General features: G+C 62.0%; 14 protein-coding genes. 9 read left to right on the plus strand and 5 right to left on the minus strand.

Annotated elements, in window-relative coordinates:
- Nucleotides 1–335 (plus strand): NAD-binding protein (locus BLX42_RS06510; RefSeq protein ID WP_161871413.1); only part of this gene is annotated, 335 nt, incomplete at its 5' end.
- Here BLX42_RS06510 and BLX42_RS06515 read toward each other — a convergent pair.
- Nucleotides 235–2,499, minus strand: a complete 2,265-nt coding sequence (locus tag BLX42_RS06515) for a bifunctional diguanylate cyclase/phosphodiesterase (protein WP_119688372.1) — start codon at nt 2,497–2,499, stop codon at nt 235–237. The genes BLX42_RS06510 and BLX42_RS06515 overlap by 101 nt on opposite strands.
- A gap of 201 nt (nt 2,500–2,700) precedes the next feature.
- Nucleotides 2,701–5,547 (minus strand): RNA polymerase-associated protein RapA, encoded by a 2,847-nt coding sequence (rapA, locus tag BLX42_RS06520; protein ID WP_012313078.1) that lies wholly within the window; start codon nt 5,545–5,547, stop codon nt 2,701–2,703.
- 130 nt (nt 5,548–5,677) lie between these two features.
- On the opposite strand from rapA, the gene BLX42_RS06525 reads away from it, so the two are divergent.
- From BLX42_RS06525 to BLX42_RS06545, 7 genes are all read left to right on the plus strand, one after another.
- Complete coding sequence (locus BLX42_RS06525) at nt 5,678–6,373, plus strand: M949_RS01915 family surface polysaccharide biosynthesis protein (protein ID WP_161871418.1); 696 nt, start codon at nt 5,678–5,680, stop codon at nt 6,371–6,373.
- A 108-nt stretch (nt 6,374–6,481) separates the two neighbouring features.
- Nucleotides 6,482–6,811, plus strand: coding sequence for a hypothetical protein (locus tag BLX42_RS06530; RefSeq protein ID WP_046787722.1), 330 nt, complete (start codon nt 6,482–6,484; stop codon nt 6,809–6,811).
- A gap of 78 nt (nt 6,812–6,889) precedes the next feature.
- On the plus strand, nt 6,890–7,051 hold the full coding sequence (locus BLX42_RS26520) for a hypothetical protein (RefSeq protein ID WP_168216549.1): 162 nt from the start codon (nt 6,890–6,892) through the stop codon (nt 7,049–7,051).
- A 135-nt stretch (nt 7,052–7,186) separates the two neighbouring features.
- The gene (ccoM, locus tag BLX42_RS27080) at nt 7,187–7,303 is read left to right on the plus strand and encodes a cytochrome c oxidase subunit CcoM (RefSeq protein ID WP_008097462.1); all 117 of its coding nucleotides are present in this window, start codon (nt 7,187–7,189) and stop codon (nt 7,301–7,303) included.
- 180 nt (nt 7,304–7,483) lie between these two features.
- Nucleotides 7,484–9,472 (plus strand): FUSC family protein, encoded by a 1,989-nt coding sequence (locus BLX42_RS06535; RefSeq protein ID WP_161871414.1) that lies wholly within the window; start codon nt 7,484–7,486, stop codon nt 9,470–9,472.
- Nucleotides 9,459–9,665, plus strand: a complete 207-nt coding sequence (locus BLX42_RS06540) for a DUF1656 domain-containing protein (RefSeq protein WP_119688376.1) — start codon at nt 9,459–9,461, stop codon at nt 9,663–9,665. The genes BLX42_RS06535 and BLX42_RS06540 overlap by 14 nt, the downstream gene beginning before the upstream one ends.
- Nucleotides 9,666–9,676: 11 nt before the next feature.
- Nucleotides 9,677–10,543, plus strand: coding sequence for an HlyD family secretion protein (locus BLX42_RS06545; protein WP_161871415.1), 867 nt, complete (start codon nt 9,677–9,679; stop codon nt 10,541–10,543).
- 13 nt (nt 10,544–10,556) lie between these two features.
- On the opposite strand, the gene BLX42_RS06550 is transcribed toward BLX42_RS06545, so the two are convergent.
- Entirely contained in the window at nt 10,557–11,771 is a 1,215-nt protein-coding gene (locus tag BLX42_RS06550; protein ID WP_161871416.1) for a GAF domain-containing sensor histidine kinase, read from the minus strand.
- Nucleotides 11,772–11,956: 185 nt separating this feature from the next.
- Here BLX42_RS06550 and BLX42_RS06555 point away from each other — a divergent pair, with 185 nt between their 5' ends.
- Nucleotides 11,957–12,280 carry a DUF2025 family protein gene (locus BLX42_RS06555; protein ID WP_046787717.1) on the plus strand — a complete coding sequence of 108 codons (324 nt, stop codon included), beginning with the start codon at nt 11,957–11,959 and terminating at the stop codon, nt 12,278–12,280.
- A gap of 14 nt (nt 12,281–12,294) precedes the next feature.
- Here BLX42_RS06555 and BLX42_RS06560 read toward each other — a convergent pair whose 3' ends face one another.
- Both BLX42_RS06560 and BLX42_RS06565 read right to left on the minus strand, forming a co-directional pair.
- A complete protein-coding gene (locus BLX42_RS06560) occupies nt 12,295–13,380 on the minus strand; it encodes a diguanylate cyclase (protein WP_161871417.1) in 1,086 nt (361 codons plus the stop codon).
- A 222-nt stretch (nt 13,381–13,602) separates the two neighbouring features.
- Nucleotides 13,603–14,499 carry a formate/nitrite transporter family protein gene (locus BLX42_RS06565; RefSeq protein WP_012313088.1) on the minus strand — a complete coding sequence of 299 codons (897 nt, stop codon included), beginning with the start codon at nt 14,497–14,499 and terminating at the stop codon, nt 13,603–13,605.
- Nucleotides 14,500–14,803 lie beyond the last annotated feature (304 nt).

Genomic DNA, 14,803 nt, shown 5'->3' on the forward strand with positions numbered 1-14,803 from the left:
GCAATGCCTTGGTGGTTGCTGAAGTCGTGGCGTTGGCCGAGCAGTCAGGTGTGGACGCAACGCTCATCGCCCAAGCCCTGGCCGGTGGTTTTGCCGACTCCAGGCCGCTGCAGATCCTGGCACCGCAGATGGCCGAAAGCCGTTTCGAACCGGTGAAATGGCATGTGCGCACGCTGCTCAAGGACCTCGACGGTGCGGTCAAGTTCTCCCGCGAACAGGGCACGGCGACCCCGCTCAGTGGCCTCGCCGCGCAATTGATGCGCCTGCACGGTAGCCAGGGTTATCTGCAAAAAGATCCGGCGACCCTGGTAGAGCTGTATCGCAACAAGCGCTGAAGGCTTCTTCCTGGCGGTCGAGCCGTTCCAGGATCGGCCGCAGGTCCGCCAGCGGTACCGGCCGGCTGAGCAGGTAGCCCTGCAGGTAGTCGCAGCCGTTGGCGGCCAGAAACTCATGCTGCTCGACAGTTTCTACACCCTCGCTGACCACCTGAAGATGCAGGGTATGGGCCATTGCGATGATCGCCTGGACGATTTCACGGTCCTTCAGGCTGGCAGGCACGTCCTGAAGAAAGCTACGGTCGATCTTGAGGACGTCCAGAGGCAGGCGCTTGAGGTAAGCCAGTGACGAGTACCCTGTGCCGAAGTCATCGATCGAAAGGCTGACACCTTGGCCACGAATTCGCTTGAGCAGGCTGAGCGTGCGCTGGATGTCACCCATCAGGGCATTCTCGGTGACCTCAAGTTCCAGGTGTCGAGGTGCCAGGCCCGCTTGGAACAGTGCCATTTCCACTTCTTTGGGCAACCCGTCATGGCCCAGCGTCACCGCTGAGCAGTTGACCGTGAGCTTGAGGTCGGCGAAGCCGTGGCGATGCAACTGCGCCAGGTCATCACAGGCGTGGCGCAACACCCACAGGTCCAGGTCGACGATCAGGCCGTTGGCTTCGGCAATGCCGATGAACCGGTCCGGGCTCAGCAGCCCATGCTGCGGATGCTGCCAGCGTACCAGGGCTTCAAGCTTGGCTACCTGGCCGCTACCCAAGTCATAGATGGGCTGGTAATGCACGCGCAGCCCACGTTCTTCAAGCAAGGCGATGCGCAGTTCTTCTTCCAGTTGCAGTTCAAGGGTGGCGCGGTTTTTCAGGCTGCTGTTGAAAAAATGCAGGCTGTTGCGCCCGCTGCCCTTGGATTGATACAGGGCAAGGTCGGCGTGCTTGAGCAGCTCTTCAGCGGTGAGGCCGTCGTCGGGGTAAATACTGACGCCGATGCTGGTGGTCATGACCATGCGCCGCCCGCCCAGGTCGATGGGGTCCTTCATGCGCTGCATGATGCGCTGCGCCAGATGGCGAGCTTCGTCAGGCCCATTGAGGCTGGTAACCACGCAGAATTCGTCGCCGCCGAAGCGTGCCACCAGGTCGTGGCTGCGTGTGGCCGCTTTGATATGGCTGGCGATCACCTTGAGCAGTTGGTCACCGGCGTCATGGCCGAGGCTGTCGTTGATCCGTTTGAAATGGTCGATATCGAGGAACATCACCGCCAGGCGGTGCACTTCGGGGTTCTGTTCGGCCAGGCGTTCGGCGAACACCTGGTTGAAGCCTCGACGGTTGACCAGGCTGGTCAGTGCATCGTAGTGAGCGGCTTGCTGCAAAGAAGCGCGGGCCTGGTCCAGTTGGCTGAGCAGCATGTTCACCCTGCGCAGGTCGTGTTCCTTGCTCTGCAGCTTTTTGTCGGCCAGGGCAGCGCTGATACTGCTTGCGCTGATCAGCAGGGTAATGAAGGCCACGGTCAGGCCCAGTTGCAGGCTGTTGTCGGCGGAGGGCAAGCGCAGTGCGGTGTCGGCAGGAATGACCAGCGTCATCGCGGCCATTGCGGTGAAATGGGTGGCAACGATGCCGCCGGCCATGAGCAGGCTCGCGCCATATTTCAGGGCTTGATGCACAGTGCCGCTGCCGTTGCGGAAGTAGCGGGCCATCAGCAGTGCGGCCAGGCTGGTCAGCAGTGCGATGGCCGTGCTGGCCAGCAACAGTTCGGTCTGGTAGTACTGCTTGGCCCCGGTCTGCAACGCCGCCATGCCGACAAAATGCATGAGGATGATACCCAGGCCGATCAGCATGGCGCTTTGCAGGTAATGCTGCGGCCCCATGCGCTCGCGATCGAGGCTGGTCATCGCCATCCAGGCCACACCCAGTGCAATCAGCAGCGAAAGGCCGCTCAGTGAGGCGTCGTAGTGCATTTCCAGCGGTGCCCTGAACGCCAGCATGCTGATGAAATGCATCGCCCAGATCCCTCCGGCCAGGCAGCAGGCACCCAGCATGCGCCATTGCCTCTGGGCAGCCGGTTGCTCGCTGTGGGATTGGCGCTCGGCCATGTCCAGGGTGGCAAAGCAGGCCGCGCTGGCCACAGCGAAGGCGATCAGTATCAGTAGTGGTTCATGACGGCAGTCGATGACGATGCTACCGCTAGCCGGCACATCGGAGAACAGTTGCAGTCCCAGCCATTCCATTGCTTGCCCCATGGTCGAGTTCGCACTGGTCTCCAATCAACCCCCAAGGAGACTATCCAGAAAGGAGTATAGGAACGGGTGTTTAAACCTTCCGGGGTAATGGCTCTTTGATTGCAACGATTTGGTTATTAGGGTGATAACGCGCGGGTATAAAGGAGAGAGGAGGTGCATGGGCACCTCCCCAATGGCTGCAATCCAGTCTTAGCCAGCCACCAGCACGCGGATCGCCTCCAGGCGCAGTGCGGCCTTTTCGAGCATTGCCAGGCCATCTTCGCGCTGCTTGCGCAGGGCGTCGATTTCGCTGTCGCGTACGCTTGGGTTGACGGCTTTCAGAGCGGTCAGGCGCGCCAGTTCTTCGTCGGCTTCGGCGGCCAAGCGGCGTTGCGCCTCTGCCACACGCTCGACGTGGGTCGGCATGATCTTGGCTTCACCGCCACTGATGCGCTTGGCCAGCACGTCACGCTGGGCCTGTACGAACTTGTTGGCGCTGGCCCGAGGCACGCTTTCGAGCTGCTCGTTGAGCGTTTCGAAGGCCACGCGCGAGGCCAGGTCGTTGCCGTTGGCATCGAGCAGGCAGCGCAGCGCCGCAGGCGGCAGGTAGCGGCCCAGTTGCAGGCTGCGCGGCGCCACCACCTCGCTGACGAACAGCAGTTCAAGCAGCACGGTGCCAGGCTTGAGCGCCTTGTTCTTGATCAGCGCGACGGCGGTGTTGCCCATCGAACCGGACAGTACCAGGTCCATGCCGCCCTGCACCATCGGGTGTTCCCAGGTGAGGAACTGCATGTCTTCGCGCGACAGCGCCTGGCCACGGTCGTAGGTGATGGTGACGCCTTCGTCATCGCCCAGCGGGAAGCTGGCGTCGAGCATCTTCTCGCTCGGCTTGAGGATGAGGGCGTTTTCCGAGTGGTCTTCGCTGTCGATGCCAAAGGCGTCGAACAGGGTTTCCATGTAGATCGGCAGAGCGAACTGGTCGTCCTGCTCAAGGATGTCCTCGACCAGCGCCTGGCCTTCGCCGGCACCGCCGGAGTTGAGCTCCAGCAGGCGGTCGCGGCCGCTGTGCAGTTCTGCTTCCAGGCGTTCACGCTCACCTTTGGCTTCGGCTACCAGGGCATCCCAGGCCTTGCTGTCCCCGCCTTCGAGCATCGGCAGCAGGCGCGGGCCGAACTGGTGCTGCAGGGCGTTGCCGGTCGGGCAGGTGTTGAGGAAGGCGTTGAGTGCTTCGTGGTACCACTGGAACAGGCGCTCTTGCGGGCCTTCCTGCAGGTAGGGGATGTGCAACTGAATGACGTGCTTCTGACCGATCCGGTCAAGGCGGCCGATGCGCTGCTCGAGCAGGTCCGGGTGGGCCGGCAGGTCGAACATCACCAGGTGGTGGGCGAACTGGAAGTTGCGCCCTTCGCTGCCGATCTCGGAGCAGATCAGCACCTGGGCGCCGAACTCTTCGTCGGCGAAATAGGCTGCGGCGCGGTCGCGCTCAAGGATGCTCATGCCTTCATGGAACACCGAGGCAGGAATGCCGGAGCGCACGCGCAGCGCGTCTTCCAGGTCCATGGCGGTTTCGGCGTGGGCGCAGATCACCAGGACCTTGGTGCGCTTGAGCATCTTCAGGGTGTCGATCAGCCAGTCGACGCGAGGGTCGAAACGCCACCAGCGCTCGTCGTCGCTGACTTCACCTTGTGCCTGGAACGCGACTTCCGGGTACAGCTCGGCGTGCTCGCCGGCTGGCAGGTCGCGGTACTGTTCCGGCATTGGCAGCGGGTAAGGGTGCAGTTCGCGCTCCGGGAAACCCTGGATGGCCGCACGGGTGTTGCGGAACAGGACGCGGCCAGTGCCATGGCGGTCGAGCAGCTCGCGGATCAGGCGGGCGCTGGCCTGGCTGTCGCCATCGCTGACTGCAGCCAGCAGGGCTTCGCCCTCGGCACCCAGGAAACCCTGGATGGTGGCGTGGGCCTTGGGTGACAGGCGGCCTTCGTCGAGCAGTTCCTGTACGGCTTCAGCCACCGGGCGATAGTGCTCGCTTTCGGCACGGAAGGCTGCCAGGTCATGGAAGCGATTGGGGTCGAGCAGGCGCAGGCGGGCGAAGTGACTGTCCTGACCAAGCTGCTCGGGGGTGGCGGTGAGCAACAGTACGCCCGGGATGACCTGGGCCAGTTGCTCGACCAGGCTGTATTCGGTGCTGGCCTTGTCTTCGTGCCATACCAGGTGGTGGGCTTCATCGACCACCATCAGGTCCCAGCCTGCGGCGAACAGCGCGTCCTGGGCCTTTTCGTCCTCGACCAGCCACTCCAGGGCGACCAGTGCCAACTGGGCGTCCTCGAACGGGTTGCTGGCGTCGCTTTCAATGAAACGTTCGGCGTCGAACAGTGCCACCTGCAGGTTGAAGCGCCGACGCATTTCCACCAGCCATTGGTGCTGGAGGTTTTCCGGTACCAGGATCAGCACGCGGTTGGCACGCCCGGTCAGCAACTGGCGGTGGATCACCAGGCCGGCTTCGATGGTTTTGCCCAGGCCCACTTCGTCGGCCAGCAGTACGCGAGGTGCGCTGCGGTCCGCCACTTCGCGGGCGATGTGCAACTGGTGGGCGATCGGCTGCGCGCGGCAGCCTCCCAGGCCCCACAGCGACGACTGGACCTGCTTGCTGGTGTGCTGCAGCGTGTTGTAGCGCAGGCTGAACCAGGACAGCGGGTCGATCTGACCGGCGAACAGACGGTCGCTGGCCAGGCGGAACTGGATGAAGTTCGACAGCTGGGTTTCCGGCAGGGTGCGCGGCTGGTTCTGGCCGTCGAGGCCGTGGTAGACCATCAGCCCGTCGATGTCCTCGACTTCGCGTACCGTCAGCTTCCAGCCTTCGAAGTGGGTGATCTGGTCACCTGGCGAGAAGCGCACGCGGGTCAGCGGCGCATTGCGCAGGGAATACTGGCGGGTGTCGCCAGTGGCCGGGTAGAGCACGGTCAGCAAGCGGCCATCCTGGGCCAGGATGGTCCCCAGGCCGAGCTCCGCTTCGCTGTCACTGATCCAGCGTTGCCCCGGTTGATACTGCTGCGCCATACTGCCTGAACTCCCGCGATGAAAAGCCGGCTATGTTAACGGATAGGCCCGGCGGACCATAGAGTTGAAGTCCAAGAGTCTAGCTGTTTCATCGCAGAATACCGTCTTGCCGATGAGGGCTACGCACGCCATGCCGCTCAAGCACCGCTGGTTGAACGCCTCTCTGGCCGTGGGCAGCCTCGCGCTGCTGGCCGCTTGCGAGCAGAAAAACTTCGAGAGCCTGCCGGCGATCCCGGTGGAGCAGCTCGAGGTGCTGGGTGTGCAGACGCCGATCAAGAGCGTGCATTTCCGTGACCGTGACGGTGAAGGCCTGCTGGTGCTCAGCCGCAGCGATGGCCAAGCGGTCGATGCCGAGTCCGAGCAGGAAGTGGACAAGGTAGAGCTCAAGGCCACGCTGTACGGGCGAGCCACCGAGGGCGACGGGTTCAAGCCGCGCTGGCAGATCGAGCAGGAAACCACCTGCCCTGGCCTGGACCTCGATGTCGACTTCTACAACGATGTCAGCGATGTGGGTGACCTGAACAAGGACGGCATCGCCGAGGTGACGGTGGCCAGCCATTCGTTCTGTGGCGGCGGCATCGACCCGCATGACATTGCCATCGAGATGCGTGAGGGCCAGGCCAGTTACACCATCACTGGGCAGTCGCTGATCACCCCGGCAGGCGAAGACCCGATCGGCGGTGAGCGCGAGGACAGTGCCTCGCTGAAGAACGCGGCGCTAGTGCTGCGCGAGCACATGAACGCCGTCTGGCAGCAGGTCTTCAAGCGCCCCTGGAGCGAGGCCAGCCCGCCAAGTGATGACGACCCTGACAACGAAGCTCCATAGCAGCTGTCTATACTGGCATGACGTGGCCGGTTTCGGCCGCATTACCCTATTCGCCGACCCTCAAGGCGGCTGACAACCGGCCGATACACTGGGCACAGGAGAATTCTCATGCTGCCGCCGATCATTCCGCTCAGTGCCGCCCCAGTGACCTCGCAACAGGACCCGGTCAAGCCGACCCCGGACATCAAGCCCGTGGTCCCCACGCAGCCTGCCTCAGGGGAGAGCGCCATTGACCTCAAGCAGCAACGCGACCCGCAGGAGCAGGTCTTGCTGCTGCGTGAGGAGCAGCGCCGGCAGCAGCGGCGTAATAAACAGGGTGGCGACGAGCGCTACAGTGCCTTGCCGGGTGAAGAAGTCAACGGCGACAACACCGTACCGGTGGCCCCGCTCATGGGCGAACAGCCGCGCCAGGGCCTGCTGGTCGATATCGAAGTCTAGGCGCCCTGTGCCGCAGGGCTGGTCATGGCCAACGCCTGGCGGCATCATGCAAGTCTCTGTTGATTCTCGAGCCCGCCCATGAGCCAAGACAACCTCATCGACTTCGATGCCGAACGTGCCAAGCGCGTGCACGACCTCAAGGAAAAGCGCCTGAACGAAGTGCGTCAGGCGTTCGAGCAAGCCATGCCGCTGGGCAAGTCGAAGAAAAAGAAGCCCAAGAACAAGCCCAAGAAGCGCTGAAACTTGACGCAGGTCAACCCTGCATCCGCCTCGCGTGCCCGGCTCCGGGCACTATTGACCTCGATCAATTTCCCCGTCCCCCGTATTCGTTACCTTGCATCCATCGGACAACGGCAAACGAATCGGGAGGCCAACATGTTCTTCGACAATGTGGTTATCGCTGGTGTGGTAACGGTCGGGTTGATGTTCGCGTTCTTTGCCGGTCTTGGCATTTTCATCTGGAAGGACTCGAACAAGCGCAAGCCGCGCTGACCTTCCAGGTTCACGGGCACGCAAGGCATTTAGGGCGACTTCGGTCGCCCATTTTTTTTTGCCTTGATCGGTTGATATGACAGCGCCTAAAGATGATTAGCTAGCTAATTATTTGTTTCAGCATTATCCTTCCCTTCATTGTCTATCGTTTACCAGATCATCCCCCGCAAGGTCCGTTTCGTGCCCATCACCTTCCAGGCCCTGTTCGCACCCAGCAGCCTCGCCATCAAATTCGCCATCAAAACCCTGCTTGGCGGCGGCCTTGCCCTGTGGCTGGCCATGCGCTGGGGGCTGGAGCAGCCGGCCTGGGCGCTGATGACCGCGTTCATCGTGGCCCAACCCCTGTCGGGCATGGTGATACAGAAGGGCCTTGCTCGCTTGGCCGGGACCTTGGTCGGCACCTTCATGTCAGTGCTGTTCATCGGCCTGTTCGCGCAGACGCCATGGCTTTTTCTCATCACACTGGCGTTGTGGCTGGCCCTGTGTACCGCGGCTTCGACCCAACTGCGAAGCGCCTGGGCTTATGCCTTTGTGCTGGCCGGCTACACCGCAGCGATCATTGCCTTGCCCGCGATCGACAAGCCCCTGCAAGTGTTCGATCAGGCGGTGGCGCGCTGTACCGAGATCTGCCTGGGGATCTTCTGTGCAACGGCCACCAGCGCGTTGCTTTGGCCGATGCGCGTGGAGCAGCAACTTGGCGGGCAGGCGCGCCAGGCCTGGCGCAGCGGTTTCCAGACGGCCAGTGCCATGCTTGGCGGTGAAGACCAAGCGCGCGAAGGCCTGCTGGAGATCCTGGGGCGTATCGTTGCCATCGATACCCAGCGCGAACATGCCTGGTTCGAAGGCCCGCGTGGGCGCCAGCGGGCAAGGGCCATTCGTGGCCTGAGCCAGAAACTGATGGTGCTGCTGCGGATCTCACGCTCGGTGCGTCGCCAGTGGCGGCAACTGGATGAACAGCAAACCCTGCGTCTTGGCCCATGGCTGGAAGAAGTGCGCGCCCTGTTGGCCAAGCCCGATCAGCCGAGCCTGTTGTTGTTGCGTCAGCGCATCTGGGACGCCGCGCATGACGAGCAGATCAGCTCTGCCGAGCATTTTTGCCTGGCCCGCATGACCCTGCTACTGGACTACGCCATGGCTGCCACCCAGGCACTCGATGATGTCGAAGTGGGCAAAGCGCCGAAGGATGTGGCGCAGGGGCTGGCAGCCCACCGCGACTGGTCGCTGGCGTTGCTGTTCGGTTCACGCAGTGCGCTGGCATTTCTGGTGATGAGTGGTTTCTGGCTTGCCACCGCCTGGCCCTCTGCGCCCGGTGGCCTGGTGTTGACGTGTGTGGTCTGCAGCCTATTCGCCAGCCGTGAAAATGGTGCGCAGATCGGCCTGAGCTTCTTGCGTGGCATCCTGCTGGCGATCCCGACGGCATTGCTGGTGGGGCAGATCATCCTGCCGCAGTGGAGCAGTTTTGCAATGCTTTGCCTGGGCATGGGCGTACCTCTGTTCTTTGGGGCTCTGGGTATGGCTCACCCGCGCACCGGGGCCACGGCGACTTCTTATTGCCTGCACTTCATCGTACTGGTGTCGCCGCTCAATGCCATGCAGTTCGGTGTGGCGAGCATGCTCAACAGTGCGCTGGCCATGCTGGTGGGTGTAGGTGCGGCGGTCATGGCGTTTCGCCTGCTGGTGTTCCGCCACCCGGCCTGGCTTGGCCGGCGCCTGCGCGCGGCGACCCAAAGCGACCTGGTGCGCCTGGCCCGGCGCGACCTGCGTGGTGCCGACAGCTGGTTTGGCGGGCGCATGGCCGACCGTCTGATGCAATTGGCACGGCACGCCGGCGAGCTGCCCGAGGCCGAACGCAAGCGTTGGGACGATGGCCTTCATGGCCTGGACATCGGCGACGAACTGCTGCATTTGCGCATGTGCCTGGCAGTCGCCCAGGCGCCGTTGGGTGATGCCGAACGTGAATATCTGCAGCAACTGGAAACAGTCCTGGCCAGCGGGCCGGCAGCCGGACGAGGGCAGCGCCTGGATGCCGCCAGCGAGCGATTCATCGCGGCGCTGCAACGCCTGCCGTCGAGTGACCCGTTACGCCTGGCCGAAGGGGCGGTATTGCAGTTGCAGAAAAGCTGGGGCAAATGGTGCCGCTGGCAGGAGGAAGCCCATGGGGTTGCGTGAGTGGGCATTGGGCGGCGTGCTGCTCAGCCCTTTTCTGATCTATGTGCTGATGGCTCTGGTGCTTACCGGTTTGTTGCGCCTTGTCGTGCACGCCACGCCGTTGGGGCGCTGGATCTGGCATGAAGCGCTGTTCGACGCAGCGCTGTTCGTTTGTGTGCTGTACCTGGTAGTCCGCCTGCTGGGGCCTTTGTAAGGAGTGATTCGATGCGTGCTGTCGTCCGTACCCTGGTGACCCTCTGCGTGGTCGCCATCGCCGTTCTGGCCGGCTATAAACTCTGGCAGTACTACATGCTCACCCCATGGACACGTGATGCACGGGTGCGGGCCGACGTAGTGGTCATCGCGCCCGACGTGTCCGGCTGGGTGCGTGAGCTCAAGGTGCAGGACAACCAGCGGGTCAAGGCTGGCGACCTGTTGATGAGCATAGATCGGGAGCGCTTCCAGGCCGCGTTCGATCAGGCCAGCGCCGTGGCAGAAACGCGTGCCCAGCAGTTGCACCTGCGCGAGCGCGAAGCTGCGCGGCGCACGGCATTGGGGCCCGGGGCGATCAGTGCTGAGCTGCGCGAAAACGCGCAAATCAATGCCGCCATTGCCCGCGGTGAGTTGCATGAGGCGCAAGCTCAGTTACAGGTGGCGAAAATCAACCTTGCGCGCAGTGAAGTACGAGCCCCCCGCAGTGGGCACATCACCAACTTGCGCCTGGCTCAGGGCAACTATGTGAATGCCGGCCAGTCGGTAATGGCCCTGGTGGATGACTCGACCTTTTTTATCCAGGCCTACTTCGAGGAAACCAAATTGCCACGCATACGCGTGGGCGATTCGGTGAAGGTCTGGCTGATGGGGGCAGGAGAGGCCATGCAGGGGCATGTGGAAAGCATCAGCCGGGGTATCACCGACAGTAACAGTAACCCTGACAGCCAGTTGTTGCCGGAGGTTGAGCCAACCTTCAACTGGGTAAGGCTGGCCCAGCGAATACCTGTGCGCATCCGGCTGGACGACATTCCCGAAGGCATGAACCTCAGCGCGGGGATGACGGCCAGCGTGCAGGTGCACGAGGATTCGCCCGAGTGATCAGGGCGATGCGTTACAGCCCGATCGTCGACGGCCCCGGCACTTGCCTCAGGGGAACGGCCGGCAAGTGAAAGCTGAATAGCGTGCCTCGTTGCTCATCGGAGATGACCTCCATGCGTCCGCCGTGGGCCAGGGCAATCTGATTGGCGATATAAAGGCCCAGCCCAAGCCCCTGTCTTGGCGCCGCAGACAGCGGCCTGAATGGCTGGAACAATTGGTTCAGGGTTTGTGGGGCTATGGGGGCCCCGCTGTTGTGCACACTAAGCACGAACTCCTCATCGGCAATCGCCGCCCTGACCGTCACCGGCCCGTCAGGCGCACCATGGGTCAGCGCGTTGGCGATCAGGTTGGAGAGTAGCTGGGTCACCCGTTCGCGGTCACAGTACAGGCCGCCGATATCACCGATCTGAAGCACGATCTGCCGCTGTGGGTGTGCGTGCTGCAGTTCTGCAGCGACATGCATGAGGCCTTCGGTCAGGTCCGGGCAGGGCTGCAGGTTCAATGGGATGCCGCTGCCAAGTCGGCCTCGGGCAAAATCCAGCACATCGCGCACAAGCTGTGAGGCCCGCTGCCCGCAAGTATGAATGTGGCGGGCGATCGCGCGGTTCTTGTCGTCGTCCAGGCGCTGAGTCAACAGTTCGGCGCCTGCGGTGATGGCAAACAGAGGATTGCGCAGATCATGGCCAAGCACTGCGATGAACTGTTCGCGCACTTCAGCCATCGCCCGTTCCTCGCGCAGGGCGCGCTCGGTGTGCTGGACGCTCTCCTCACTCTCGATCTGGATGGCCAGCAAGCGGGCGAACGACTCCATCATGGGCTGGATTGATTGGCCTTTGAGCGAGGCCGGATTCGGGTCCAGGGCACAGATGGTGCCGAAGAAGCGGCCATCTGTTCGGAACACCGGCACGGATATGTAGCTTTCAAAGCCATAACGCTGCGGCGTCTGGTGCCGGCAGTAGCGCTCATCTTCGCTGGCTTTGTCGATCACGATGGTCTGGTGAGAGCTGCGAATCTCGTGGCACAGCGTAGTTGCCACCTCAAGCTCGCCGCCCACTTCAAGGCCAAACCCCAGGTTGTCGAGTACGGCGCAGGCAGTCCAGTTGCACTCGGTAACCCGTGCCACGGCGGCGAAGCGCATGCCGGTGGTTTCGCAGATGACCTGAAGGATGGCGGGCACGGCGCTGATGCGGCCGATGGTGGCAATATCGGCGCTGATGGCGTTGGTCATGAACGGTCCCAAAATTGGCGACGGAAAAGGGTAGGGCATCAGTCTAGCGGGGGGCTCGGGCCAATGGCGAAAAACCTTGGCGAAACGGCCGGCGATTAAGCTAGGCTGGGCTGGCGCGTCGCCCAGTAGAGGCGACCGTTGCCCGCCTGGCGTGCGTCACTTCCAATCATTTGCGAGGTTTCGACATGGCCATCACATCCCAGGACATCTGCAGTGCTGCCGACCAGCTCAAGGGCTTTGTCGGCTTTCATGGCAAGCGCGGCGTTCATATCGTGCGTTTTTCCGAAGACGCGTTCGGTATGGACGTGGCTGACGAGAGCATCATCCCGTGCAGTGAGTTCGTCTGGCGGCCGGAGCAGGGCGCGCGCATGGCGCTGTGTCGGCAACGCCTGGCGCTGTTGCTGGAGCAGCGTGTGGACGACCGGCTGAACATTGCCGAACCGTTACGCCAGTATCTGCGGCGCAGTGACCTGCCGGAAATTCTGGCGCAGCGCTCGTTGCGTTGCTGACAGCGCAACGGCGGTCAGCGAGGATATTCTGCCAGGGATGCCGGCTGAAGCGCCGTGGCCTCATCATGGTCGAAATTGACCTGGTCGCGACCGCGTCGCTTGGCGCAGTAGAGTGCCTTGTCTGCCTGTTCCAGCCAGTGTTCGGGGGATTGGAGGTCTGCCCGGAAGGCTGACATGCCGATACTAAGGCTGACTTTCAAATGCGGCAGTTGCGGGTCACGGTAGCAAACGATGCGCTCGCGCAGACGCTCCATGGCCTGCCTGGCCTCACTCTCACTGGTATCGGGCAGAATCACGCAGAATTCGTCGCCACCATAACGCCCTGCCAGGTCGCCCGCCCGCAGGTTGCGTCTGAGCTCGTCGCTCATCTGTCGCAGCACGCAATCGCCGATCACGTGGCCGAACGTGTCATTGATGGTCTTGAAATGGTCGATATCGATCAGGGCAATCACTGATGGCATTTGCAAGTTCTGGCAAGTCTGGAAGCGCAGCAGGAGCAGGTCCTTCCAGGCGCCGTGATTGAGCAGCCCGGTCAGGCTGTCAGTCAGGCTCAGGTCGCGAAGGCGGCGCTTGTGTTCGGCAAGCTTGATCGCCAGGCGGTAGCACACCCAGCCCAGGGCCAGTGGATAGAGTGTCAGCATTGGCAGGCAGGCAAAGATCTGCAGTGGTGTGGCGTTGAGCTGCAGCCCTGTGCCCAGCAGTGCGCTGGCCAGCAGCATGCCGACCAGTTGCGCCACTAGCCCTCGCATGACCAAGCGTTTGCCGCCAGCGGCCACATTGTTCATGGTCATCATCGAGAGCACAGTGACGCAGGGCAGGGGGTTGAAATGCATGGCTGCGGTCCAGAAACCACCCATCAGTGAATCCAGCAGCAGGTTGCGCTGTTCCGCCTGGTACGGTGCAATCGACCGCCGTGCCCACTGGTAGGCCACATGGGGCCAGAGCAAGCCGTTGAAGAGCAGCAGCAACCATGCCCAGGTGGGGGGCGAAAGTGGCGCGACCGCTGCGGCGACGCTGAACAGGCCAATGCCCAGGCCGATCATGCGCGGCAGGTAGATACGCCTGACGAAAGAAAGTCCCTTGCCGCTGCGGTTGTCCATGATGGTGGTCGTTCTTCTGCTGAGTCGCCGTTTATCGCACAACTCACGTCAATAGTGTTCAACAGTCTGCCATTGACGAAAAATGACCTTGCAAGCCAATTCACGGTTGATGCGGCCCCTATGGGGGGTGCGTGTTTTTTTGTGCCAGGGGGCTTGCCACTCATGATGCTCATGGCGGATTCCATTGGCGGGCCTGAACCTGCTGCGGCGGTGCGCTGAAGGTCATTGCTTATTGTCCTGCTTGCCGAATGAAGACTTTTTTTCATCCTTTAATAGCTGCGAAGGTGGCTTGCCGCTGTCGCTGCGCACCTGGGCGTGGCTGATCAGGGCGAAAATGAAGCTGCCACCAATGATGTTCCCGGCCAGGGTCGGCAGGGCAAACTCAAGCCAGAAGCTGCGCCAGGTTTCGTCTCCGGCCCAGACCAGATAGGACACCTCGACCGAGCCTACGACGATGTGAGTGAAGTCGCCCAGGGCCATCAGGTAGGTGATCATCAGGATGATCCAGATCTTGGCGTGCTCCATGGACGGGATCATCCACACCATGGTCGCTATCATCCAGCCCGATACGATGCCCTTGGCGAACATCTGGCTGATATCGTTCTCCATCACCTTGCGGCCGATCTCGAGGAAGGCGACATCCGTCTTGCTGTCGAAAATGGGTAGTTCGAGCATGACCCAGGCGACCAGCAAGGTGCCTGCCAGGTTGCCGACCAGCACTACGCCCCACAGCCGCAAAAGGCGCCCGAGGTTGGCGAAGGTCGGCGTTGTCATGATCGGCAGCACCGCTGTGATGGTGTTTTCAGTAAACAGTTGCTGACGCGCCAGGATCACCGCAAGAAAGCCTGCGCTGTAGCCAATGCTGGCGACAACCTGGGCACTCTCACCCTCCGGCAGGCGAGCGTAGAACAGCCCCATGGCCATGAATGAAAGGCCCATGGTCAGGCCTGCTGCCAGGGCCGACCACCACAGCGCCGCGAGGGTGCGCTCCAGTTCCTGGTCGCCCTGGTAGCGAATGATCTCGTGCAGAACCGCCGCCCTCGGGGGTTGGTTATGGCTGACTTCCTTCTCTTCATCAGCCGACAGGCCAGGGGTCTTCTCGCTCTGCGCATCGCTCATGCCATTGCCCTCCACGGAGTGTTTATCTACAGAGCGATGGTTCATGCATTTAGTTGCCGGGCGGCTGCAAAATGCATCTTGAAGTTTTTTTAGATCAAGGTGTTGACTCAAATTTCAAACCGCGTATTATTCGCCTCCTCGCAGCGTTGAACGCGACGAGGCAGGCGGTAAGTTGTTGAAGTTCAAGGCTTTTGAAAGAAAGCAGATTCAAAAAAACTTCAAAACAAACGCTTGACAGCAAATGAGGAAAGCGTAGAATGCGCGCCTCGGTTGAGACGAAAAGCTCTTAACCAAACGCTCTTTA

Source organism: Pseudomonas sp. SG-MS2 (genome assembly GCF_009933855.1).
GTDB classification, from domain to species: domain Bacteria; phylum Pseudomonadota; class Gammaproteobacteria; order Pseudomonadales; family Pseudomonadaceae; genus Aquipseudomonas; species Aquipseudomonas putida_E.

Excerpts from the sequence above, each read along its gene's own strand:
- BLX42_RS06515 (WP_119688372.1), bottom strand. The coding sequence starts at position 2,499 with ATGGAATGGCTGGGACTGCAACTGTTCTCCGATGTGCCGGCTAGCGGT.
- rapA (WP_012313078.1), bottom strand. The coding sequence starts at position 5,547 with ATGGCGCAGCAGTATCAACCGGGGCAACGCTGGATCAGTGACAGCGAA.
- BLX42_RS06525 (WP_161871418.1), top strand. The coding sequence starts at position 5,678 with ATGCCGCTCAAGCACCGCTGGTTGAACGCCTCTCTGGCCGTGGGCAGC.
- BLX42_RS06530 (WP_046787722.1), top strand. The coding sequence starts at position 6,482 with ATGCTGCCGCCGATCATTCCGCTCAGTGCCGCCCCAGTGACCTCGCAA.
- BLX42_RS26520 (WP_168216549.1), top strand. The coding sequence starts at position 6,890 with ATGAGCCAAGACAACCTCATCGACTTCGATGCCGAACGTGCCAAGCGC.
- ccoM (WP_008097462.1), top strand. The coding sequence starts at position 7,187 with ATGTTCTTCGACAATGTGGTTATCGCTGGTGTGGTAACGGTCGGGTTG.
- BLX42_RS06540 (WP_119688376.1), top strand. The coding sequence starts at position 9,459 with ATGGGGTTGCGTGAGTGGGCATTGGGCGGCGTGCTGCTCAGCCCTTTT.
- BLX42_RS06545 (WP_161871415.1), top strand. The coding sequence starts at position 9,677 with ATGCGTGCTGTCGTCCGTACCCTGGTGACCCTCTGCGTGGTCGCCATC.
- BLX42_RS06550 (WP_161871416.1), bottom strand. The coding sequence starts at position 11,771 with ATGACCAACGCCATCAGCGCCGATATTGCCACCATCGGCCGCATCAGC.
- BLX42_RS06555 (WP_046787717.1), top strand. The coding sequence starts at position 11,957 with ATGGCCATCACATCCCAGGACATCTGCAGTGCTGCCGACCAGCTCAAG.
- BLX42_RS06560 (WP_161871417.1), bottom strand. The coding sequence starts at position 13,380 with ATGGACAACCGCAGCGGCAAGGGACTTTCTTTCGTCAGGCGTATCTAC.
- BLX42_RS06565 (WP_012313088.1), bottom strand. The coding sequence starts at position 14,499 with ATGAGCGATGCGCAGAGCGAGAAGACCCCTGGCCTGTCGGCTGATGAA.